Consider the following 23,991-nt stretch of genomic DNA (forward strand, 5'->3'; position numbering starts at 1 on the left):
TAAATCAATTAATAATGAAAGGTTTTATTGCTCATCTTTTTATAATACTGTCTTTATCTTCAATATCCTTTGCACAGAACGGACTTTTGCATTCAGGACCTATGCCGGGCTTTTCCGGAAAAAACAGAGTAAACATCTGGCTTCAGACTAAAGAACCCTCCAACGCAAAAATAAAATATTGGATATATGAGGATGAAAATGGTTTTGACTATAGTTCTGAAGTTGCATCAGATGTAGAGCATGGTAATACATTTCAATTCGATTTAAGAAACCTTAAACCTGGAAAAATGTATCAGTATGAAGTTTATATTAATGATATCAAACAGGAGTTTAAGGAACCTCTTTTCTTCAGAACTCAGCCAGATTCATCTGCTGGCGGTGAGTTTTCTTTTGCAACCGGAAGCTGTGCATACACTAAAGAGACGGATATAGCGAGTGATGAAGATAAAAACATCTATAAAATTTATACTTCTATAGCAGCACTTAAGCCTGATTTCATGCTCTGGCTTGGTGACAATATTTACTTTGAGAACGCTGATGTTGCAAGCAGGGATGGTATGTTGCACAGATATACTTTTTCAAGAGGTAATCCTTACCTGCAAAATCTTTTAAGAACTTCTCATCACTATGCTATCTGGGATGACCATGATTTTGGTCCCAACGATGCTGACAGTACTTTCAAAAACAAAGCTTACAGCAATGAATTGTTTCGCTTATTCTGGTGCAATAATAATTTAACAGAATTCCAAAAAAGGAATAGCATTGCTAATGTATTTTCATGGAATGATGTTGAGTTTTTTCTTCTTGATGACAGAACATTCAGGGCGCCGGCAAAGATTGCGAGAGCCAATAAGCAGTTGCTAGGAAAAGAGCAGATAAGCTGGCTCATTACTGAACTAAAGAGAAGCAGTGCTACATTTAAATTCATTGCCATGGGCGGGCAGATTCTGAATCCTGATAAGGTATTTGAAAACTATTCAAGATATAAGAATGAATGGAAGTACTTGCTGAGTGAGCTTGATAAAGCTGAGGTAGGGGGAATAATACTATTAACCGGTGACAGGCATTTTTCGGAGGTCACCATGATGCCTAGAAAAGGTAATTATCCTTTATATGAACTGACTTGCTCACCTCTTACCTCAAGTGTTCCGAAGAAGGAGCTAGGTCACAATAAATTAAGGTTAAATGGATCTTTGATTGCTGAAAGAAACTTCAGCATCATTACTATAGGTGGTGAGGGGGAAAAGCGATACATTAATATGACTATCTATTCGAATAAAAGTATGCCATTGTGGGAAAAGAGGATATATAAATCTGAGATATATTAGTAAAGTAAAATACAAATAGATAAAGGAGAGCTAACAAATTTTTTTAACAGTTCTAACTCTCTTATTTATACGGTTGGTTCCAATGAAAGAAAAATATTTTTTATCTGGTCAGCAGTGTTGGAACTTTTTATCATAGACTTGTTTACTCCAACAGCGTCAGCTATTTTTTGCTGTTGTTTATCATCAATATTATGTATTAACAATAAGAAGTCATCCGGAAATTTTTCTTTCAGATGTTGTAACGTTTGCATTGAAAAGTCTGGTAAGAGTGAATCTATTACGACGAGATATAAATCTTCTTTTTTCTGATATGAATGATTGATAAAATCACTCAATGTGTTGTATACACGGAACTCCAGGAACCCTCTCTCTTCAAGTTCTCTATGCAAGCTGCCAAAGCTGGTCTTGCTGTTTTCCAAAAGAATCAGTCTATTCATTTTAAATTCCTAATTGTGTTCTAATCATCAGAAGAACATTGATATTTTAAGGATAGTTTATAGAGTAATTTTTTCTGTTTTTTTTCATAATTAGCCGAACGAGGGTACATCGATAAGATGTTAAATGTTGTATAGGGTAAACATAGACAGATATGGAAATTATTAGTCCGGCTTTTAGAAATGGAGAGATGATACCTCTTGAGTATTCATGTGAGGGAGCAAGCATTAATCCGGAATTACAGTTCGTGGATGTTCCAAAAGGTGCCAAAAGTCTGGTTTTGTTGGTTGAAGACCCGGATGCCCCGACTAAAATTTGGGCTCATTGGGTAGTTTTTAACATGCCAGCTGATTGCAAAGGCATTGCTGAAAATTCAGAACCTGACGGGATTGAAGGGATATCTTCAGGTGGTACGCTAGGGTATGAAGGGCCTTGTCCTCCAGTGGGGGAGCACCATTATATTTTCAGGTTGTTTGCACTAGATAATATGCCAGCAATACCTGAAGAGTCTGATAGAAGAATGCTTTTGAACTATATAAAAGGACATGTTATAGAGGAAGCGACTCTTGTCGGAACCTATGAAAGACAAAAGACTAAAGCAGGAACAATAAACAGAAACAATAAACAGTGAACCATAACAGTAAACAGTAAAGAGTAGCAGTAAACATCATTGTAGAAATAGAAAGAGTAAAGTGAACTATTTATTTTCTCTTATCTCTGTTTTAAGTTTGACTCTTTTGTTACTGCTTACTGTTCATTGTTTCTACTTACTGATTCTGTTTTTTATTCACTTTTTCTGTTCACTGTTTTGAACTTTTCTTAAAATATCTCTGTATGATATTTAACTCAATTAATAGAGAATTTTCAATAAACTTTTTCAGCAAGGAGCTGAGGGTAAAATTTTATTTATAGGCGCGATGAGACAGCTTAAAATTACACAATCTTTAACAAACAGAGACAGTTCTACGGTAGAGAAGTATTTCAATGAAGTTTCTAAAGCAGAGCTTCTGACGCCGGATGAAGAAGCAATTCTTGCAAAGAAAGTAAGAGAGGGAGATGAAGCCGCTTTGGAAAGATTGGTAAAAGCAAATCTTCGATTCGTTATATCTGTAGCGAAGCAGTACCACTATGGAGATATTCCGCTTAATGATTTGATTAATGAAGGAAATATTGGCCTTATTAAAGCTGCTCAGAAGTTCGATGAAACAAAGGGATTTAAATTTATCTCTTATGCTGTATGGTGGATCAGGCAATCTATACTGGACGCTTTATCAAAAAACGGACGATTTGTAAGGTTGCCATTGCATAAGATTATGGAGCGTTCTAAAATAAAACAATTCAGTTCCGAGTTCGAGCAAAAATTTGAACGTGAGCCAACACCTGATGAAGTCGCGGAACATGTCGATTGTAAACCACAGGAAGTTGTAGACTTAAATCCTATAGGGGATAAACCGGCATCACTCCAGGCAGAGTTCGATGATGGAGAAGGTTGTATGCTGGATATCCTGAAACATACAAATTCATCCCATCCTGACCAGGATCTGATGTTTGATTCGGTAAAAAAGGATATTGAACGGATTTTAAGAAAACTTTCCGAAAGAGAAAGAGAAGTTATCCTCAGATTCTTTGGGCTTGGCAGGGAATATAGCGAATCACTGGAAGACATTGCGGCCTCTATGGGGCTTACCAAGGAGCGAGTGCGACAGCTGAAAGAATGTGCATTGCGCAAGCTGAGATCAGGGGTAAAACCAGAGCTGTTAACAGCATATTTTTAACTACAATTTGCGATTTTTCCCTAAGGATTCATCTTTAGTTATTTAATCTGCTAAAAATTATAGAGTTAACAAAATTCATGAATATGGGTTTTTTAAATAAAGGAAGTAGTCATGAATGAAAAATACAACGTCTGTTCAGAAAAGATTGAATCCATGAAAAAGTGGATAGTAGATTATCTGGAAGACGACAGTGCTGTCGTTCTGATTTCTGAAGGACAGTGTGAAAAGGATAGTAGGGAAACGAATGTGATGATATTATATCCCAATCAGGAAACTGTAGTAGGGAAGTCTGTAGGTTTTTTCAAGATTAAAAAGCATTTAACAGAAATTGAGCAGGCAGATATTCCTTGTCTGTTTAATGGCAAGCTTTGCAGGGAGATGAAACCTTGGCGATTAACGGTAGACAGCCATGCAGAGCATAAGATTGTATTAAAGCAAAGAGTGTAGATTATTTATAATTAATAATATTGAATACTAAAAAAAGATGCTTCTGATGAGTATCTTTTTTTAGTATTATAAAATTTTTTAATCATCAGATCTGTCAAACCCTTTAAGATCTGTGTTTTCTATTTCATTGTCATCAATTGTTCCCTTTGAGCCTTTATGAATCGCCTCAACGTTTTTCCTGGCTTCTTCATCGGCAATCCCTGCTCCAAAGGGTAAATGCTCTTCTTCATGATGCTGAAAAGAAGAAGATGGTTTGCTTGGCACCTTTTTAGCCTCTTTCTTTTTCATGTGTTCGGGCATTTTTAGGGAATCTCTGTTGCTGCCGATTTTCCTGGGACGAATTTTTCTTACAACCATATCCTTCTCAAGTGGAGGATTAAAACTTTCATCTTCCAATCGTACATTTTTATCTACATTTATCCTGGATGTAATTTCTTCCTGTATGAATTGATTATCCTTGAAATCTTCTTCATTAAGGGTAACATCCGATAAATCTTCTTCTCCTTCCAGAACAGCTGCAAGGTCCAGTATTTGGTTCATAATATCGGGAAGATCTTCCTGAGCAATTCTCCACAGAGGGTGTAAATCAAGTTCAAGAGTTTCATCAAAGTTTGCGTATTGCAAGCCTTTTAACATATCCCAATCGATCTCTCCATATTTTTCTCTAAACTCATCACTCAACAGAGCAGAGGCACCGCCAATCATAACAAGTTGTTCTATCACAGCTTGTCTTTCATTATCTGAAATGCTAAACTCTGCAAAATCATCTCTTCCGATATAACTTTGTATTTCTCTTATGGAATCGGCCATATCAAGAAGCCTGATTCTATCTTCACTTACCATTGCCATAATCCATTCCTTTTATATCTAACAAGAAAATTCATCCTTTACGTTTCCTAAAACTGATTGCTTTGAGTTTTTTGTTAGTATATTAATATGAATATGCGAATTTAAATCTCTAAGCAGGATGCGGTTATCTTTTGAAGAAGATGCATTGATTTTAATTACCGGAACCGGGCATTTGCCTGGGTGGGCAAAACATAATGTAGTTGCCGGTATAGAAGATCCTAATCTCTTAAAGCGATTAGAAAAGGGGGTGTTGACCTTTCTTCACCTTGTGAGACCTGCATTTGATGAAATTATGAAATTAGCTAAGATAGCAAGAAGAAATTTTGTACCCTTTCATGTCCTGGGCAAAGTGGATCGCAACAATCCCGATAAAGTAATTAATTTAAAAGTAAGGAAAAGGCTGCGGAGACAAGGAGTAAAGAATGTATATCTAACTGATGATAAAAAGGAGTGGGATACGCTTTCATTCAGGCTTAATAGGATTCATACAAGAATGTTAGATGAGCATGGCCCTTTTGATTTTATTGGAGATGTTCATGGCTGTTATCATGAACTGATTGCCTTGATTGATAAACTTGGATATGTAACTACATATACCATGATAAATGGTTCCATTCATAAAAAATATTTTCATCCTCAGGAAAGAAAGTTGGTATTCCTTGGTGATATGGTTGACAGGGGACCGGCAAGCGATAAGGTAATGGAACTTATACTTGAGTTAAATAATCAGAATATGGCTTATGCTGTGCTTGGAAATCATGATGAAAAGTTTTTACGCTATCTGAAAGGTAATCCTGTTACAGTTAATAGTGGTTTGGAAAAAACAATAAGGCAGTTTGTAGGGAAGTCAGAAGAATTAAAAAACAAACTTATCCGCTTTTTTAAAAGTTTGCCTTCCCATTATGTCTTCGACGAAGGCCGAGTTGTAGCTGTCCATGCGGGTATCAGGGAAGATATGCAGGGAAAGGATAAGAGAGAGATAAAGGACTATTGTGTTTTCGGAGCGCCAGGAGAAAATAAAAAGGATGATGGACTGCCTGTGCGGCAAGATTGGGGCCGTGATTATGAAGGGAAAGCCAAAGTAGTATATGGGCATACGCCAGTAAAAGAACCATTCTGGGTCCATAATTCAATTGATATAGATAGTGGATGTGTTTTTGGGGGAAAGCTTACCGCATTGCGATACCCGGAAAATGAGCTCATATCAGTAAATGCCTTTGATACATATTATCCCGGAGTTGATTTTGTGGACTTTAGAAAAGAGTGGAATCTGCAGGATTAAATTTTAGTTTGAATTAAAAGAGAAAAGAGAGTTAGCTAAATCTTATGAAAGACGTATCTCTTGCATTAACCATACTTACAGCTATGATCACACCTGCCGTGCTGATTCTGGCTACTACTTCGCTCATCGTAGCTACTAGCCAACGTTTAGGCAGGAATATCGATCGTGCTCGAAACTTGTCCGAAAGACTTATTAAAAATCTATTTACAAAAAAGGTACTTTCGGAGAAAGAACATGTTTATAATCAGTTGAATAAGGTTACCAGAAGAACGAGGTTGTTGCAAAGAGCTATGACAATTCTCTATGTAGCTCTGAGTGATTTCGTTGCTACCAGTATTTGCATAGGCGTTGTGGAAATATTGAATATCCGTTTTACATGGTTACCTCTGGTACTCGGAATATTTGGTTCAGGACTTGTATTCTATGCAACATTGCTGCTGATCTCAGAATCAGGTATTGCATTGATTGCTGTGAGGGAAGAAATGAATTATGTTTTGGATGTCGGAACTGAAAAGTTCAATTCCAGACACGAGGAAGATGATATATGAAGGGTATTCAATTCTTTGAATATCTCTAATATTTGAAATACAGTAGTAAGTATATTTTTATTCCGTTTACCGGTATTTTTTTGCAGCTCACCGATTTTTAATTTTTATTTTTTTAAGTGCTTTCTATTTTTGAATCGTTAAGCAGAAAAAAAATGAAAAAAGATAATTATTCAGATATGAAAAACTCATCCATTGATGCTTTTTGGTCAGCACTGTTTTTTATTGGTATCGGAGCAGTTCTATTATTTAAGAACCTTGAATTGTTGATACTGCCTCCTTATGTATACACATGGAAAATGCTTTTAATCGCATTTGGTGTATATAACATTCTTCTCAGAAACTGGATGTTTGGATTGACTATGGCGGCAATAGGGACATTCTTTATATTGCCAGAAGCACTGAACATTCCAAAGTTAGAATTTGGGAAAGTATGGCCAGCGATACTTATATTAATCGGCTTAGCCATTTTCTTTAAAATGATCTTTCCAAAAAAAAAAGTATTAATAGATTTTAAACGGGATTCAACAATTGATATAACAGAGGAAAATTATATGGAAACGACTGTAATCTTTAGCGGAGCTGAAAAGCAAATTAGCTCATATGATTTTAAAGGTGGAAAAGTTACGGCAATCTTCGGAGGCGCTGAAATAGACCTTACCAATTGCTATTTGTCAAAAGAAAATAATGTCATAAATCTTGAAGTAATTTGCGGTGGAGTGACGCTACTTGTGCCACATGAGTGGAATGTCCGATCAGAACTAGTGACAATTTTGGGTGGCTTTGAAGATAAAGCAGCATCTAAAGATAAAAATGCATACATAGACCCTGCTGCTGAGATTGTACTCAAAGGTACTCTTGTAATGGGAGGAGTTGAAATTAAAAGAGGATAAGATGATTCATCCTTTTACCGGAAAACTTAAGCAGCTTTATTTTTATATCACTGTATGGGTACTTATTTCAATGGCCCATACAGTGGTATTGTTCTATTTATATCACCAACCTTTTCTCCCGGCAATACTGGATGCAGTAATTTTTAATTTTTTATTTTCCTTCACTGGTCTGAGCCTTTGGTATATGGTCAGATACCTTAATTTTGAAAACCAGTCTTTCTACTTTATTTGCACGAATTATCTGGGAGCCGCTCTGATATTTGTGCTATTGTCTGTAGGCTCTGGTTATCTTTTATTGAATGTGGTAAGTGAAAGTAATTATGAATACTTAAAGTTCCTTGATGCATCTATACCCTGGAGGTGTATATTGGCTTTCTTTTATTTCCTGGCGTTCGTATTGATTTATTATCTGATAATGTTTTCCAGAACGATAAAGGAAAAGCAATTAAAGGAAGCAGAGTTGAAGTCTGCAATTCAGGAAACAGAGTTGTCTATGCTTAAGTCTCAGCTTAATCCTCATTTTATATTCAATAGCCTTAATTCTATTAATGCCTTGACAATATTAGATCCGCAGGCAGCAGGGGAAATGATCGTCAAACTGTCAACCTTTCTTCGGAAATCTTTGGATCAGGGTAAAACTTCTCTCATAGATATTGAAGAAGAGCTTGAAACTATAAATTTATATCTTGATATTGAAAAGATACGCTTCGGTGAAAAGTTGCAAATAGAATTGGATATAAAGAATTCTGTTAATGGTGCTTTAATACCTCCAATGTTGCTTCAGCCTTTGGTTGAAAACGCAGTGAAGCATGGTGTCTATGAAAGTCTGGAAAGTATTACCATATCAATCAATGCAGAATTGGCAAATGGCAATCTGCATATATCTGTTGAGAATTCATGTGATCAGGAAATAAAAAAAGTAGGCCGCAAAGGAATAGGGTTGAGGAACGTGGCACAAAGACTATATCTTAGCTTTGGCAGATCTGATCTGTTAAAAATTCATAGAGAACATCATGCATTCAGGGTTGATGTTTTTATTCCACAAAAACAAATATGACTAAATATAAAGTAATCATTACGGATGATGAACCACTCGGAAGAAGCCTTATCAGATCATATCTTAAAGATGATCCTGATATGGAAATATTAGCTGAGTGCGGTGATGGTTTTTCTGCATTAAAATCTGTTCAGGAATTGCAACCAGATATTCTTTTTCTGGATGTACAAATGCCCAAGCTTACAGGCTTTGAAATGCTTGAATTGATGGAAAATCCTCCTTTGATTATTTTCTCAACTGCCTATGATGAATATGCACTGAAAGCTTTTGAAATGAATGCTGCAGACTATCTTCTGAAGCCTTACTCAAGAGAACGTTTTGAACAGGCTGTTAAAAAAGCAAAAACAAGACTCAAGCATAATGAATCAGTCAATGATGCTAGAGGAATAAATAATAGCTTAAAGCAGAAGCAAGGGACACTTGAAAGAGTTGCGGTTAAAACAGGCAATAAAATCAATGTCGTTCAGGTTGAAGATATTTTTTACCTTGAGGCCCAGGATGATTATGTTATGATTTATTGTGCGGCTGGAAAATATTTAAAGCAGCAAAGAATGAAGTATTTCGAAGATGCTCTTGATCCTTCACTATTTATGAGGGTTCATAGATCCTATATTGTCAATCTTAATGAAATCATTCAGATTGAACCTTATGAAAAAGATAGCCATCTTATTGTTTTACGAAGTGGAGCTAAAATACCAGTAAGCAGAAGCAATTATTCCGAATTGAAAAAGAATCTTAATTTTTAGTCGGTTTCATCAGTCTCTTTCAAACATCATTAAATACATTGAGTATTCATTGATGTAATTGTTACGACTTATGATGCTAGTTGATTTTATTCTTTTAACTAAACTGTTCCTGTTCTGGATTAGCGAATGGTATATTTCGCTGGTCGTATTGATACTCATGTTTGCTGGTTTTGAAGCAGGTTTCAGGATGGGTATTAAAAGTCCTGCAGTGAACGATGAAAAGAGACGAAATGTAATTACAAATTTTCAGGTAGGTTTGATAAGCTTGCTTGGACTAATGATTGCATTTACCTTTGCAATGGCTGTGTCCAGATTTGATGATGGACGGACTCTTCTGGCAGAAGAAACTGATGCTTTGGAAACGGCCTATTATAGGTCTGACCTATTACCGGATTCCACCAGGACGAAATTGCATGATGTATTAAGAGAATATATTGATATCCGGCTTTTATTTTATCAGCCGAAGCTGGATGAATCTAAAGTTTTGGAAGTAAACAGACAGACAAGAAATATTCAGAAGAAATTATGGTCCTACTCACCCGAAATAACCAAGGAACTTCCGGACTATCTTGCAGCAGTGATCCTAGAATCTTTCAACAAACTTATTAACGCAAGCAATAAGCGTTATATAGCAATGGAAAATCATGTTCCTGAGGTGATATTTTTTCTGTTGTTTCTGATATCTATATTAACTAATGTTGCAGTTGGTTATAGCTGTGGAATAGCTTTTGACAGGCATATATTCTTTACCATCCTGTTTTCCTTTTGTGTGTGCACCATTCTCTTAGTGATAATGGATTTGGATAGACCAAGGAGAGGGATGATACTCGTAAGCCAGGATAGTTTGCTTGAGTTAAAAAAGGAAATTGAAAAGAAGAAGAAGTGATTTGAAAAAGATATCAAGCTTTCATTATGCTGAAAGCTTGATATCTTTTTCTGTTATTAGTTCCCATTTTTTCGCGATCAGTGCTTCTTTAGTGATAATAAGGCTGACCGGGTTTTCATTCTCCTGCTCAATAGGGTACGGGCTAAGTCTGAAGCTGGATTTATTTTGATGATATGAATTGATCCTATATACCCTTCCTTTAGGGTTTCTTAATATATCTTCAGGTTTCAGTTCAATTGCTTCGGTAATTAAAATTTTCTCTTCCATTTTAGTATTATCATTTCCGTTAGTCTTTATGTAGGGTTGTTAAATGAGTCTCCTGAATTCTGTAATAATTCAGTTTTAACATTCAGGAAATCAAACCCCTCTCTGGTTGGATTAACCATGTGTGTAAATAACCGGCATGAAATACTTTTTGTTTGGATTATACAAAGATGTGTTCTTGAAAAAAAACAATTTAAGGGGGAGGGACCTGTATTTATCTCATATTCATGATCTTTTGAAGGCAGTACTTAAAATAGAGTACAATTCTGGATGTTTAATTTTAAATTTATCAGGGTTTTCAAGAAAGTATTCGCAAACAACAGCGAAAAATTCTGCGGAATTGGTAACTCCATATGGATTGATATCCGAACGTCCCTTTTTAATTTTTTCGATCTCCTTATACATCAAGTCGGTCCATGGTCTGACCAGGGAAGGGGGCAAAATGGATTTTGGAATTCCATCAATGGAGCCATCAGTTTCATCTATCAGATGTGCAAATTCATGAAAGCCAAGATTGTCTTTGCCATTCATGTATGCGAACCCACGAATGAGGGATTGCATAGATAGTAGCATGACATGCCTGCTCTGAAAAGGTCTCACCTGTCCAAGTAAAGTGCCGCCACGCTCCGGATCATTTGGTTGATTAGGGTTAACTTCTTCATTATAAATCAAAATTTCAACCAGGTTGAAATAGTCCCATTCATCAAAGTAAAATATAGGGATAATAGCACTGCAAGCGGCTAAAAGCCTGAGCTCATCAGTAATTTTTAACTCAACTCCAGTGATTCTTGTATCACTAAGAAATAATTTTACCTTGTTTTCAAATCTAGTTTTTTGAAGATCGTCAAGGTCGCGGTAGAAAGATATTTCTTTAGTAAGGTATTCCTTCCAGCTCTCTGGGAAAGGTGTTTTTAGAATTTTCTCCTTTTTCTTTTTCTCACTTTTTATCCAGAAAGAAATAAAAAAAACAATCCCAGTAAATGCAAGAATCAGAAAAAGAAAGAGGAATATATAAAAAGTAGGAATCATTGTTTATTGTGCTGTATAAGGCGAAAATAGCTGGGTTTGGGGGTTTTCATTTGCATTCATGCAAACATCGCAGGAGCCGCAATTTTGAGTATCGTATGTGTCACCGAAGTATTCCAGTAAGTATTTTCTTCTGCAGGTATTTATCTCACAGAACTCTGCCATTCTTCCTAGTTTCTTAAACATGAGAGCAGTTTGTTCTGAATTGTTTTCAACTTCAACATAACGTTTCATTTTGGATACGTCTGCACTGCTATAGAAGAGTATAGCTTCACTAGGGTTACCATCCCTTCCAGCTCTTCCGGTTTCCTGATAATATCCTTCAATATTTTTTGGCAAATCCATATGTACCACATATCTGACATTAGGTTTGTCTATTCCCATTCCGAATGCAATGGTAGCAACAATGATTTTTACTTCTCCCTTGATAAATGCATCCTGGTTCTGATCTCTTACCCATTTATCAAGTCCGGCATGGTAGGGTCTTGCATTGTATCCTTCAAGACGAAGTTTGGCAGCAAGTTCTTCGGCTGATTTTCTCGAGAAAACATAAATGATTCCGCATTCCTGCCTCCTGGGTCTCAGATAGGAAACGAGCTTGGCATAGCCGTCTTTTTTAGCCCTCACATGGTATTTGATATTGGGTCTGTTAAATCCTGCTACAAGTATTTCCGGGTCTTTGAGCTGCAGTTGTTGAATGATATCTTTTCTTGTAAGGTCGTCAGCAGTAGCTGTTAAAGCTATCACGGGTACTCCTGGAAATTTACTGCGAAGCTCTCCAAGTTGCAGGAACTCAGGCCTGAAGTCATGCCCCCATTGCGATATACAATGAGCTTCGTCAACTGCGATTAGGGAAACTTTAACTGACTTCAATAACTCCATCAGTTCGTTTTCTTCCCCAAAGAACCTTTCAGGAGCCAGATATAAAACTTTTAGTTGTTGGTTCTCTATTTTCTCAAGGGTGTCCAGTCGTTCACTTACTCCTATTGTAGAATTTAGACAAGCTGCATCTACTCCCTTAGCCCTTAGAGTATTTACCTGATCTTTCATAAGAGCCAGCAAGGGTGATACTACGATTGTTAATCCCTCAAATACAAGGGCAGGAACCTGATAGCAGAGTGACTTGCCTCCGCCAGTAGGCATAAGGACAAACGTGTCTCTTCCAGACAATATGCTCCTGATTGCATTTTCCTGCTCAAATCTGAAACCGGAATAACCAAATACCTCCTGGAGAACCTGCAATGAATCCATCTGTGAAAATCAAAAGAAAATTGTAAAAGCTAATTTTAAAAATAAGAGTTTTTTTTATTTGATAACATAGCTAATTTTGAACAACTTATTAACAATTAATTGTGGGGTTTACTATTGATTTGCAGTTGATTATATTTGCATTAGTTGAAAAGTAATTTGAAAAGTACTATTACCTCCAATACTTTTCTGTTTAAAACTCCTCTAACGATACAAGAATTCAATGATCCGAAATAACAATGCCTCTGTAGAATTGGCTGAAATGCTTGCCAGGCATGAGCAACTAGGTTACCTGTTGCTGGATTCCGATTGGAGAATTTATAATATAAATTCAGTGGCAGAGGATATTTTCTGTGTGTCAAAGCATGATGTACTGGAAGGATTGATTACAGAGCAGTTCCCTTCTCTCAAGGATTCAGAACATTTTACTTGTATCAAAGAAGCTTTAAATGGAACCCCAAAAGAATTAACAGAATTAACCCTAAGTCCATTTTCAATTGATTCCCGCAAGTTGTTCAGGTTCTCTTATCTTCCATTTAAGGGTGATAATGATGAAGGAGCAGGCGTGCTTATGCTTGTTAAGAATCTGACAGAAGCTCCTATAGCACTTAATTCTGCAGGAAAAAAGTTTGAATTTATTATAGACGAAATTGATGTAGGGATCTGGGAGGTCGATATGATGGGGCACACTTTATATTTGAATAAATGTATGTGTACCATGTTGAACCTTTCATCTATCGATGATATAAAGGGAAGAACATATTTTGAATTCTTTACTCCCAGAAGCATAGAAGCTATGAGGAATCAGCATCAGAAAAGGTTGGATGATGTAGCTTCCGTTTTTGAAGGGGAATTGATTTCAAAGAATGGCAAAATTCTTAACGTAATGATCCATGGCTCTCCCTTATTTGACAGTTGCGGGAAGATAAAGGGATATATTGGAACGTTTACTGATATTACTCTCAAAATCAACTATCAAAGAGAGTTAAAGAATTCAGAGGAGAGATTCAGAATGTTATTTGAAAAATCTCACCGCGCAAACCTTATATCAAAGGACTACAAAATCACTCTTGTAAATGATGCATTATTAAAGAAGTTCGGATACAGTTCAGTTGATGAGCTTATTGGAAAATCTCCGACTATTCTATTGTCTCCAAAATCATTTGAAGCCATTAATGAACGAATTAGCAGGATAGATAATCATGAAGAAGTAGAGCCAACCTTTGAGTTGTTTTTTGCTGATAAAGATGGTATAGAATTTCCTGCTGAAGTGGAAATTACTTATTTCGAATTGGCTGATGGGAAATCAACTCACATTTCCATTAAAGACATTACGGCTCAGAAAATTGCTGAAGAAGAGATTAAGAGTAGTGAAGCAAAGTTTCGTAGTTTGTTTAACACACAAATGATTGGCATTGCATTTACAGATTCAAATCAGAAGATTGTAGAAGTTAATACTAAGTTTTTGGAGATTATAAAGTACACCAGGGAGCAGTTTTATGAGAAAGAAATGTATTGGAAAGATCTGACTCCTGAAGAATATTTATGGAGAGATGAGATAGCAGTTGAAGAATTTATGAAGAATGGTTTCATTACTCCTTATGAAAAGGAATATCTAAGGCGCGATGGGAGTAAGGTACCTGTGCTTATTGCATCTGCAATTCTTGGAGGAATAAAGAATCTGGGAGTAGGCTTTGTTATTGATGCATCTGAATTAAAGAAAAGCAGAGAAGAAACCAGTAAAATAGCGGAGGAGCTTTCCAAGTTTTTGTATATGGCTTCTCATGATTTGAAAGGTCCATTGGCCTCAGTGATTGGTCTTACCATGGTTGCTAAAGGTGAAGTGGCAGATGCAAAAGCTATTGAATATTTTTCACTTATAGAAAAATGCACCAAAAAACTTGACAGCTCATTGCTTAACCTTATGAAGATAATAAGGATAAAAAGCAATGTTTTTGAATTTGTAGAAATTGATTTCAAAAAGCTGGTGCCGGAGGTACTCGATACATTGATTTATCAGCAGGCATTTGATCTTCCTAAGCTTGAGCTGAATGTTGACCTTAAAACTCCTTTTTTTTCTGATGAAGAATTACTTGTATCTATTTTTCAGAACTTATTTGAAAACTCTATAAAATATAAGTCTCTGCTGAGAAAGCTTCTGATTAAGGTAACAGTGAGAGATTCTAATGATGCTATCGAAATTATAGTTGAAGATAATGGAAGGGGAATCAATTCAAATATTATCAACAGGATTTTCGATATGTTTTATCGTGGAGATTCTGATTCCAAAGGATCTGGATTAGGGTTATATATTGTACAAAATGGGATTGAGAAATTTAATGGAAGTATTTCTGTCCGGAATATTGAATCAGGTGGAGCAGAATTCCATATAATCCTTCCAAGAGATGCAACCATGTCCTGATATCAGAAGTACAATCGGAGTCTTATCTTGAATGTTTACTGCTAAGTTTTTGGCATCCAGCGAGTAAACCGGTTTAAATGATAATCGTATAATTCATTAATTAATTTATACGATTATGAGAGTTTTAAAACTGTTCTTTTTATTTTGCTTTATAGTTCAAATTGCTGATGCCCAAAGCTTTCAGACTGGGGATGCAAATTTGGATGCAGCCCTGAGAGATTTTAATATTCACTCAAAGACTGATTTGAGCTTATTTAAGAGGAAAATCAGTGTTGATTTTGGTTTGTCGGAGGGACGAATAGATCATTTGCTGATTTCGTATAAGATGGAACCCGCAGATTTATTATTAGTTTTAGAGACTTCTCGTCATTGTAGCAAGCCTGTTGAAAAAGTAATAGAGTGTTATGAAGGACATAAAGGTAACGGATGGGGTGTAATAGCCAAAGATCTGGGTATTAAACCTGGATCTCCCGAATTCCATGCTATGAAAAAAAATCTAAAGTATAAATGCAAAGGGGATAAAGATTATAAGGGACATGAAAATCATGAGGGGCATGGCAATGGTAAAGGTCACGGCAAAGGAAAAGGGAAGAGGAGATAAATTTAAAAATAAATAAAATATTAAGCTCAATGCTGAAATGGCATTGAGCTTTTTTTATGCAATGCTGAGTGTATTAAATGACAACTGTTTTGCCCTTACTTACTGCCGGATTAACATTCCTATAAATTGGTGGTTTTATTTATAAACCACCAATGGAAAAACAACATGTTAAATCAAAATGACCTTGCTTTAATAGAAATTTTAAATGACTGCGGAGCCGTCTGCGAAATGTGTGCTACAGCTTGTCTCAGAGAAGATAATGTAAAAATGCTGACAAAATGTATTGAGCTTGACAGAGACTGTGCGGATATTTGCAGAACCGCAGCGGCGCTTTTAAGAAGAGATTCCAGAATTGCACATCAGTATCTTTTATTGTGTGAAGAAATCTGTAGAATGTGTGCTGAGGAATGCAAAAAACACTCTTCTATGCGTCATTGTAAAGAATGTGCAGAAGAGTGTCAGCGCTGTGCTGAAGCTTGTCATGAACTTCATGAACCTATTTTGCAAAAGTAATATCTAAGGCTGTTTAATATTAAACAGCCTTTATTTATTCATTTATCTTTGACAGAATCTTGCTTACCACTCCAAGTGTATAATACTTGGCAACATTTTCAATGTATTTGGAGAAATCTATGGGAGCATGATCATTTGCTGAATCTGAAATAGTTCTTACAACAATGTAGGGGATATTAAATTCATAACAGATCTGTCCAACAGCACCACCTTCCATTTCTACACATAAAGCATCTGGCAATTCCTTCTGTATTTTATTCAGTTGCTGTGCAGAGCCAATAAACTGATCTCCGCAACATATCTGTCCACTATAAACAGCAGGGCTGTCAAGAGAAAACTGATCTATATATTCCCTGTCAATATATTTTTGGAAATCATCCTGAAGAAACTCTTCGCAACAGGAAACAGCAGAGCAGACAAGCGAATCATGGCATGGGAATATTGCCTTATCTAGCAAAGGTGCTTCAAATTGAGGAAATAAAGGACGGGCGTCAAGATCATGTTGAGTTGCTTCTGTTGCTACTACTATATCTCCGACTTTTAATTTTGTATTAACAGCGCCTGCCACTCCTGCAACAATAAGACGATCTATTCCGAAGCGCTCAATCATAATTGCAGCAGTTACAGATGAGGCTACTTTACCAATACGAGAAAGCGCAACCACACATTCGTGACCATTGAGTGTTCCTTTATAGAAATTTCTACGGCCCGATTCATACACTGATTCTATATTCATATTGGAAATGATCAGCTCGATTTCCTCTGGCATTGGTACAAGTATTCCCGTAAGCATAGTCAATTTTATTTAAATAATTTTAAAAGTTAATATTTCAACTCAACAAATCCTTTTATTATGCTGTCTCCATTGTAGAAAACATAATAATAGGTTCCGGCCTGAAGCTGCAACCCCTCTTCAGTGGTGCCATTCCAGTTGTTTGCATAGCTTTTTCTGCTATACCATACCTGGCCAAAACGATCAAATATTTCCAGTTTATTTTCTTCTTTGTTATTGATTCCTCGAATAACGAAATAATCATTCATTCCATCGTTATTGGGGGTAATAATACTCGGAGCTTCCAGGCGATCGTGGTTGGTTAGCTGTATCAGGTAGTCTTCTGTTTCTCCTGTTTCACCCTGAGAGATACATCCTTGTGAAGAAGTAAAAGCACCGGTAGTACGCATACGCACTCTGAGTCTTCTTGCTCCTGCAAAATCAGCATTGCTTGATATGGAAAGATTCTGAAGTGTTATTACTGAATCTTTACCGAAAGATGAAGTAAGGAATTCACCTGCATCATCAAACTCTCCGTTGTTATTGTAATCTATCCAGATGGCGCTGTAATAAGTGGGAGAGGAAAGCTTATAACTGGATGTATGAATCTCTGCATTATAAATATCTCCCAGGAAAATTTTTGTACTTATCTCCGATTGGGTATAATCCGAATAACCACTTGGATTACATCCTGAATCTTTGTTACCTATTGATGCCAGTCTGAAATAATCAATCTGTCCTCCAGCGCAAGGTTCAAATGCTGTAGAAGCGGGGCAGGAGGTGCCCGGAAGAATTACAGTTGATCCTCTATTAATTTTAACTTCAAAGTTGACAGTGTCATATGGACTTCCTTCCGGGGTAAAAATGAAGCATCGCAGATTGCCGTTTTCAGAATTTTTATTAAAACCTATTGCAATTGTAGGGCCCGTTTTGTTAGGAAAAACAACATTTTCGTCTGAGTATTCCCAGTCATATGTATGTCCGCTTAACTGAGGCACTATTGAATACGCCTGCAAGGTATTTTCAGCAACAATTTCTCTTCCTGAAATAGATAAGATAGGCCCTTTTACTTTCAGTTGTCTTTCAATAGTAGCTGGGAGATAATTCTGATTCCCTTCCTGGTGAGCAATTATAGAAGTACTTCCTATACCAGTGAGAGTGACCACACTTCCTGATGTTGAGGCGACAGCAAGATTAGAACTTTCAAATTGTAAAGGTAAACCGGAAGATGAAGTTGCATTTAAGGTAAAAGGTGGTTCTCCATAAGTGCGCTCTGCCATTGGCTCAAAGGTTATTAATTGATTAGCCTTGTTTACATTTAAGATTCTATAAACAACATTTGATGGAAAATAATTCTTGTCTCCGTCGCACCAAGCACTGATCGTAACAAAACCTGCTCCGGTAATTGTAATAACATTTCCAGAGGTAGTAGCTATAGTTTGAATTTCACTGTAAAGGGTAATAGGAAGACCTGCACTCGACTTGAAATCAGGTACAAATGGAGCATCACCATATGTTTTTGTGGGAATATTTTCAAAGGTTAATTCTTGTTGTGCCTTGTTAACTGTAAAATCTCTGGGTGTTGATGAGCCGGGAAAATAATTTTCATTGCCTCCTGCATTTGCTGTTAACATAGTAAAGCCTGCTCCTGTAATATTTGCTATTGCTCCTGAAAATTTAACAACAGAGGTATCAGAGCTTGTAAAAGTTATAGGCATTCCTGAATTAACGGAAGCTTCCAGTGTAAAAGGCTTATCCCCATATGTCATTTGTAAAAGTGGGTTAAAAGTAAACACAGGTTCAATTCTGCTATCGTACTTTGCAATAAACAGGTCACCATTGTTCCCTGAGAAAAAAGCCTGTTTTTGCTGGTCAGGATCGAAGTTACCGCTACCATTGACAGCTCCGCCGATAAATATTTTTCCTTTGCCATTAATAGCTAATGCAGATACAGTATCGTTGAGATTTCCTCCCATATTTTCAGCCCATATAAATTTACCCTCTTGAGAATATTTGGCCATTACTATATCAGTTGCTAATCCATTTAATGTGCTTGAATTTGAATTGACCGGATCTGGATCTAATCTGTTTTGAAAAACTCCGGCAAGGTAAATGGTACCTGATGATGAAGCAGCCACATTTAATCCACGAGTCACAGCACCACTTCCAATGACAAGTGACCACCTGTAGGTTCCAAGTGCATCAAACTGAGCAAGGAGGATATTGCAGGAAGATTTTGGACTGATGTTATTAGTGACAAATGATGGATCTATGTCTGTCTGTGTTTCCAATGATCCTGTAATGGTAATGTAACCAGAGTTATCAATACAAAGATCATGGATCATGTTGGTCTTTCCGGAAAAATTATTTTGAAATGTGTTGATCCATTCCAGCGTTCCTGTCTGAGAATACTTTGCAAGAAAGACAGAACCATAGTTGCTTTTTTGATCATTAGCGGTTTCAGTAATATCAAAATCTACTGATTCTATAAAATAACCTGTTGTATAGATACTTCCCTTAGAATCTGTAATATGAGCCGTAATTTCACATTCTGCATTAAAACCGGTCATTATTCCGCCCCATTTAATTTCTCCTGTGGTTCCACTGTATACTGAAATGAAAGAAGAAGTTTGTCCTCTGCTTTGTTTATAATAACCCTTGCTGTTAAGGTCTAAATCAATCTGGTTTAACTGATTTTTAGATATCCAATTTCCGGTTAAAGTAATGTTGCCGGACTCTTCAGTTGATATACCAATTCCCACATTATCTGAAGAGGATTTTACCATGCCAGACCAGATTAATGAACCATCGGTTCCTTTATATTTAGCGACAAAAGTTTGTTTGACATTAAATTCCCCAAAAAGGCTGCGGATGCCTTCTCCAGGATCGACGTCTATATTTCCCTGGAAATAACCGGTGATGTATACATTACCATCTTTATCAACGCAAATACTTTTACCTTCATCGTCCTGTGAGGATCCGAGTCCAAAGGCCCAGGCTAGTTTCCCGTCTTGATTATATTTGGCAACAAAGATATCTTTTTCACCATGTCCTACTATAAATTTATTGGTGTTATCTGGGTCAAAATCAAGTCCGGAGCCGGTATAATAACCTGTAGCTATAATACTTCCATCACCATCAAGAACAAAGTCATTTGTTTGCTGAAGTAAGCCCTGGCCTTCATAAATGGAGAATCCCCAGTCAAACTTACTATGCTGAGCTTTTAATCCTGTGATGGAAAGCAATAAAAGGATAATTAAGAAAAATTTACTTTTCATTTGTAAAGACAATGTCATTTGAAAAATAGACTAAATTTATATATTCAAAAATACGATTTTTAGACCGCTTGACAATGAGTTTTATAAAGAGTCTTGAAAGATTGATTTTGGGAAGATTAAAAGTTTTAGTTATTGATTTATAGTATTTTAGGTTTTGTTGGATGTAAGCTTATAAAACTTTCAGATCTAAAGTAAATGGAAGCAGTTATATTTTGTGGTATTCAGGCTTCTGGAAAATCCACTTTTTTCAAGGATAAGTTTTTTAAAACGCACGTGCGCATTTCTATGGATTTGCTAAGGACAAGAAACAGAGAAAGGCTTTTTCTGGAAACCTGTTTGAAAACACAACAGCCTTTTGTGGTTGAAAATACAAATCCTACAAGAGTAGATAGAGAGAAGTATATATCAATGGCCAGGGAAAGAGATTATAAGGTCATAGGTTATTATTTCAAAACAAACCTGAAAGATGCTCTTGAAAGGAATAGCTGTAGAGATGGCAAGGAGTGTGTACCAGAAGTAGGAATAAAAGCCACATTGAAAAAGTTTGAACTACCTTCTCTTGATGAAGGCTTTGATAAGTTGTATTGTGTTGAAATTATTAATGGGGAATTTATATTAAAAGATTGGTCAGATGAAGTTTGATGAATTGGATAGTAAGATGAGGGTTTATGAAACTGCTCATGATATATCCGTATTACCTGGTATTTACATGGTTGCCAGAATTGATGGGAGAGGCTTTACAAAACTTACAAAAGAAGTACATCCGTTTGAAGCTCCTTTTGATGTGAGGTTCAGAGATTATATGATTGAAACGGTGAAACACCTTATGAACTGTGGCTTTAAGGTCATTTACGGATATACTGAAAGTGATGAAATATCACTGTTGTTTGATTTAAATGAAAATTTGTTTTCTCGCAAACACAGAAAGTATAACTCAATACTTGCAGGTGAAGCCAGTGCTAAATTTTCCTTACTTCTATGCGGGCTTGCAGCATTCGATTGCAGAATCTGCGAGTTGCCAAACAAGCAACTAGTGATAGATTATTTCAGATGGAGAAATGAAGATGCATACAGAAACTCTTTGAATGCCCATTGCTACTGGAGGTTGCGGAAAGACAATTTTACACAAGCCGATGCGACTAAAAAGATAGAAGGGATGAGTGTTGCGGAGAAGAATGAATTATTATTTTCTTATAATATAAACTTCAATGATTTGCCAGTCTGGCAGAAGAGGGGCATTGGGTTTTACTGGGAAATGGTCGATAAGGAAGGCTTTAATCCTAAAACAAACCAGCAGGTGATATCTAAAAGAAGACAGCTAAAGGTAGATATGAAACTACCAATGAAAGATGAATATTCAAAGTTCATTTCGGACATCATTGAATTGAATAATATAGAATAAAAAGACAAAGCCCCTGTTTATTATCAGGGCTTTGTCTTTTTAACTATTACCAGCTTCCACCAGCACCGCCACCACCAGATGATCCGCCTCCAAAGGAACTACTGCTACTACTGCTGCTTGATGAAGAACTGGAGCGCTCTTTTTGAGGGATAGTATATGTTTGTTTATAAGTATGATCACAGTTTTTGCATGCATAAACCTTTTCCCCGACCCCGGAACTGCTATAGGTAGCTGCTTTCAGTGTTCTATTTGATTTTAAATAACCAGTAATGTATTTGCAGCCAGGGCAATTCGAATATTTGGAAAAGGTTCTTTCATATTTGTGAACCTTTTGTTCATCGTTATCTTCTGTAATCCACACATCGTAATCAACGGATTTGATGCCTTCTTCAACAAGCTGTCCTTTATTCAAATACTGATCATCTGTCTCTTCATCCAGTTTGGTCATGGGTTTACCTAAGGAAGAAAATCTTGGAGCATTTCTTAAAAAATGTTTGCGTTTGTAATACCATATAAAGTAGGGTATAAATACAAATGGGAAGAAGATGATGTACAATGCAATGGAAGAATGGCTATTCTTTAATTTGGTCAGTTCTACATAAGGATCATTGTCTTTGACATATTTATTAGTTTTACGACGGGAAACAACAGATAGTATAAGATACTGACTATAAAATAATAATATAAAAGACCAATGGCTGGATGAATCAAATATGATGTCAGGCATCATATAGTTAAGAAGTAATATTACTGGCACTGAATATATAATTAGATAAAACCAAAGAGGATCGAGTGGGCGGCTTTCGATTTTACCATCAGTCTTAAATTTTTTAACCTTTGAGTTTCTTACAACCAATGTGATGACGAGGCATAGAAAAGCCAGACCTGCATAGAATTTATAGTCGGGGATGCTTTTAAACAAAGCAGAGTTGTTTTCGCTCCTGATCGATTCAGCTACCTCAGGATCCGCAAGAATTTCGCTTAATTTGGCAAGGCCTGCAAGTATGCCACCACCAAAATTGCCTTCTTTAAAATGGGGTACCATTTCCTGTTGGCCAATTCTGAAGAGTGTGACATCGGGAAGAGTTCCTTCCAGTCCATATCCTGTTTCAAACTCCCATCTTTTAGATTCCATTACTATGAGAAGTAGCAGACCATTGTTTTTATCTTTTTGGCCGATTCCCCAATGGTTAAACAACCTGTTTGCAAAATCCTTAGGTACCTGATCTCCGATGGATTGCAGCACCACTACTGCAATCTGAGCAGTAGTTTTATTTTCTACATCTGTAATAAGCGAATTGATAGCATTTACATCCTGTTCACTTAGAAGGTTGTCAGGATTGCTTAACCATCCACCATCTATATTTTTAGGATTAGGAACTGTTTCAATTGTGTATTCAGCTTTAAGTTGAAAAGATTGAAAAGCAATCAATAATAGAAAAATGTATTTGGCCATGATTAAATATTGTATCTTTAAATTTACTGAATTTTTAAGGATAAAATAAATTCAGTAAAAAATGTAAGTCGCTGTGGGAATAGTAATTATAATGATGTTTGTAGTTTAAAAATCAACCATCATAAAAAAAGACTAGGTGGCGATTCGGAACTTATTTTATTGCAAATGATTCCATAAGATCGCCGGGAGTATTAAAATTTTTTACACCAATTTTTTCACTTTCATTAAGATGAATGTAAAATCCCCTTCCAAATGATAGGATATATTTTAAACTGTTTTTAGCCAAAAGATTTTTCTCCGTCATGAACATTATCCTTTTCAAAAAGTCTGATTTATATATACCTATAAGCGGTTCTTCCTGCATGTCGTTTTTAAGTATATAATAATCATAATCTTCTGAAAAATTAGAAATGTGTGCGTGATAAATTTTGCTTAATAAGTCCGTACCAATATCGCGCACATCGCATGCCAAAAGGAAAAGATCTTTAGTTGGTAAATGTGTATGTACTGTAAGAATACCGTTTAGCGGGCCTTCTACAATGTCTTTATCTATAATCAATAGCTCCGGATGAAATAAGTCGGAGTAAGGAAGTCTCTGTTTCTCATTAATAGAGACAACAACTTCCATTGGTAACTGATTTAACTTTACAAAGGCGTTTTCAGCCCATGTCTGACCGGTATCCTTTAACAAACCTTTGTCTTGGCCCATTCTGCTGCTAAGGCCTCCGGCCATCACTACTCCAAGTACATTTTCTTCCATAGCTTA

Annotated in this window: 24 protein-coding genes; 15 read left to right on the forward strand and 9 right to left on the reverse strand. The window is 36.3% G+C overall.

Going from position 1 to position 23,991, the window contains the following annotated elements:
• The first annotated feature begins 14 nt into the window (after positions 1-14).
• On the forward strand, positions 15-1,328 hold the full coding sequence (locus K350_RS0122825; protein WP_037576655.1) for an alkaline phosphatase D family protein: 1,314 nt from the start codon (positions 15-17) through the stop codon (positions 1,326-1,328).
• Between the two features lie 65 nt (positions 1,329-1,393).
• Here the strand turns inward: K350_RS0122825 and K350_RS0122830 are convergent, their stop codons facing one another.
• A complete protein-coding gene (locus tag K350_RS0122830; RefSeq protein ID WP_028981895.1) occupies positions 1,394-1,765 on the reverse strand; it encodes a hypothetical protein in 372 nt (123 codons plus the stop codon).
• Between the two features lie 152 nt (positions 1,766-1,917).
• Between K350_RS0122830 and K350_RS30000 the strand changes: the two genes are divergently transcribed.
• The 3 genes from K350_RS30000 to K350_RS0122845 all read left to right on the forward strand — a co-directional run bounded on the left by K350_RS30000 (position 1,918) and on the right by K350_RS0122845 (position 3,985).
• Positions 1,918-2,394, forward strand: coding sequence for a YbhB/YbcL family Raf kinase inhibitor-like protein (locus K350_RS30000; RefSeq protein WP_037576658.1), 477 nt, complete (start codon positions 1,918-1,920; stop codon positions 2,392-2,394).
• A 286-nt stretch (positions 2,395-2,680) separates the two neighbouring features.
• Positions 2,681-3,538, forward strand: a complete 858-nt coding sequence (locus K350_RS0122840; protein ID WP_028981896.1) for a sigma-70 family RNA polymerase sigma factor — start codon at positions 2,681-2,683, stop codon at positions 3,536-3,538.
• Positions 3,539-3,649: 111 nt separating this feature from the next.
• The gene (locus K350_RS0122845) at positions 3,650-3,985 is read left to right on the forward strand and encodes a hypothetical protein (RefSeq protein ID WP_028981897.1); all 336 of its coding nucleotides are present in this window, start codon (positions 3,650-3,652) and stop codon (positions 3,983-3,985) included.
• Positions 3,986-4,063: 78 nt separating this feature from the next.
• Here K350_RS0122845 and K350_RS0122850 read toward each other — a convergent pair whose 3' ends face one another.
• Positions 4,064-4,834, reverse strand: coding sequence for a HepT-like ribonuclease domain-containing protein (locus tag K350_RS0122850; protein ID WP_028981898.1), 771 nt, complete (start codon positions 4,832-4,834; stop codon positions 4,064-4,066).
• A 118-nt stretch (positions 4,835-4,952) separates the two neighbouring features.
• Here K350_RS0122850 and prpE point away from each other — a divergent pair, with 118 nt between their 5' ends.
• The 6 genes from prpE to K350_RS0122880 all read left to right on the forward strand — a co-directional run bounded on the left by prpE (position 4,953) and on the right by K350_RS0122880 (position 10,243).
• A complete protein-coding gene (gene prpE / locus K350_RS30005; RefSeq protein ID WP_028981899.1) occupies positions 4,953-6,116 on the forward strand; it encodes a bis(5'-nucleosyl)-tetraphosphatase PrpE in 1,164 nt (387 codons plus the stop codon).
• A 44-nt stretch (positions 6,117-6,160) separates the two neighbouring features.
• Positions 6,161-6,664, forward strand: a complete 504-nt coding sequence (locus tag K350_RS0122860; protein ID WP_028981900.1) for a DUF2721 domain-containing protein — start codon at positions 6,161-6,163, stop codon at positions 6,662-6,664.
• Between the two features lie 152 nt (positions 6,665-6,816).
• The gene (locus tag K350_RS0122865; RefSeq protein WP_028981901.1) at positions 6,817-7,554 is read left to right on the forward strand and encodes a LiaF transmembrane domain-containing protein; all 738 of its coding nucleotides are present in this window, start codon (positions 6,817-6,819) and stop codon (positions 7,552-7,554) included.
• A gap of 1 nt (position 7,555) precedes the next feature.
• A complete protein-coding gene (locus K350_RS30010) occupies positions 7,556-8,611 on the forward strand; it encodes a sensor histidine kinase (RefSeq protein WP_156027159.1) in 1,056 nt (351 codons plus the stop codon).
• Complete coding sequence (locus K350_RS0122875; RefSeq protein WP_028981902.1) at positions 8,608-9,357, forward strand: LytR/AlgR family response regulator transcription factor; 750 nt, start codon at positions 8,608-8,610, stop codon at positions 9,355-9,357. The genes K350_RS30010 and K350_RS0122875 overlap by 4 nt, the downstream gene beginning before the upstream one ends.
• Positions 9,358-9,427: 70 nt before the next feature.
• On the forward strand, positions 9,428-10,243 hold the full coding sequence (locus K350_RS0122880) for a bestrophin-like domain (RefSeq protein ID WP_081671110.1): 816 nt from the start codon (positions 9,428-9,430) through the stop codon (positions 10,241-10,243).
• Positions 10,244-10,267: 24 nt separating this feature from the next.
• On the opposite strand, the gene K350_RS0122885 is transcribed toward K350_RS0122880, so the two are convergent.
• The 3 genes from K350_RS0122885 to K350_RS30020 all read right to left on the reverse strand — a co-directional run bounded on the left by K350_RS0122885 (position 10,268) and on the right by K350_RS30020 (position 12,784).
• Positions 10,268-10,510 (reverse strand): hypothetical protein, encoded by a 243-nt coding sequence (locus tag K350_RS0122885; protein WP_028981904.1) that lies wholly within the window; start codon positions 10,508-10,510, stop codon positions 10,268-10,270.
• A 222-nt stretch (positions 10,511-10,732) separates the two neighbouring features.
• Entirely contained in the window at positions 10,733-11,536 is an 804-nt protein-coding gene (locus K350_RS30015) for a M90 family metallopeptidase (protein ID WP_051313523.1), read from the reverse strand.
• A gap of 3 nt (positions 11,537-11,539) precedes the next feature.
• Complete coding sequence (locus K350_RS30020; RefSeq protein WP_051313525.1) at positions 11,540-12,784, reverse strand: RecQ family ATP-dependent DNA helicase; 1,245 nt, start codon at positions 12,782-12,784, stop codon at positions 11,540-11,542.
• Between the two features lie 220 nt (positions 12,785-13,004).
• Here K350_RS30020 and K350_RS0122905 point away from each other — a divergent pair, with 220 nt between their 5' ends.
• The 3 genes from K350_RS0122905 (at position 13,005) to K350_RS0122915 (ending at position 16,317) form a co-directional block, all read left to right on the forward strand.
• On the forward strand, positions 13,005-15,203 hold the full coding sequence (locus tag K350_RS0122905) for a PAS domain S-box protein (protein WP_028981905.1): 2,199 nt from the start codon (positions 13,005-13,007) through the stop codon (positions 15,201-15,203).
• A 115-nt stretch (positions 15,204-15,318) separates the two neighbouring features.
• Complete coding sequence (locus K350_RS30025; RefSeq protein WP_051313526.1) at positions 15,319-15,804, forward strand: hypothetical protein; 486 nt, start codon at positions 15,319-15,321, stop codon at positions 15,802-15,804.
• A 165-nt stretch (positions 15,805-15,969) separates the two neighbouring features.
• Positions 15,970-16,317, forward strand: coding sequence for a four-helix bundle copper-binding protein (locus K350_RS0122915; protein WP_028981906.1), 348 nt, complete (start codon positions 15,970-15,972; stop codon positions 16,315-16,317).
• Positions 16,318-16,351: 34 nt separating this feature from the next.
• Here the strand turns inward: K350_RS0122915 and K350_RS0122920 are convergent, their stop codons facing one another.
• Positions 16,352-17,110 carry a 5'-methylthioadenosine/adenosylhomocysteine nucleosidase gene (locus K350_RS0122920; protein WP_028981907.1) on the reverse strand — a complete coding sequence of 253 codons (759 nt, stop codon included), beginning with the start codon at positions 17,108-17,110 and terminating at the stop codon, positions 16,352-16,354.
• Between the two features lie 29 nt (positions 17,111-17,139).
• A complete protein-coding gene (locus K350_RS0122925) occupies positions 17,140-20,367 on the reverse strand; it encodes a T9SS type B sorting domain-containing protein (protein WP_028981908.1) in 3,228 nt (1,075 codons plus the stop codon).
• Positions 20,368-20,562: 195 nt separating this feature from the next.
• On the opposite strand from K350_RS0122925, the gene K350_RS0122930 reads away from it, so the two are divergent.
• Entirely contained in the window at positions 20,563-21,009 is a 447-nt protein-coding gene (locus tag K350_RS0122930) for an AAA family ATPase (protein ID WP_028981909.1), read from the forward strand.
• Positions 20,999-21,769, forward strand: a complete 771-nt coding sequence (locus K350_RS0122935) for a tRNA(His) guanylyltransferase Thg1 family protein (protein ID WP_028981910.1) — start codon at positions 20,999-21,001, stop codon at positions 21,767-21,769. The genes K350_RS0122930 and K350_RS0122935 overlap by 11 nt, the downstream gene beginning before the upstream one ends.
• Positions 21,770-21,815: 46 nt before the next feature.
• On the opposite strand, the gene K350_RS31605 is transcribed toward K350_RS0122935, so the two are convergent.
• Both K350_RS31605 and K350_RS31610 read right to left on the reverse strand, forming a co-directional pair.
• Positions 21,816-23,225 (reverse strand): TPM domain-containing protein, encoded by a 1,410-nt coding sequence (locus K350_RS31605; protein ID WP_028981911.1) that lies wholly within the window; start codon positions 23,223-23,225, stop codon positions 21,816-21,818.
• A 151-nt stretch (positions 23,226-23,376) separates the two neighbouring features.
• The gene (locus K350_RS31610) at positions 23,377-23,985 is read right to left on the reverse strand and encodes a molybdenum cofactor guanylyltransferase (protein ID WP_051313528.1); all 609 of its coding nucleotides are present in this window, start codon (positions 23,983-23,985) and stop codon (positions 23,377-23,379) included.
• Positions 23,986-23,991 lie beyond the last annotated feature (6 nt).

The sequence above is a fragment of the Sporocytophaga myxococcoides DSM 11118 genome (assembly GCF_000426725.1).
Classification (GTDB): domain Bacteria; phylum Bacteroidota; class Bacteroidia; order Cytophagales; family Cytophagaceae; genus Sporocytophaga; species Sporocytophaga myxococcoides.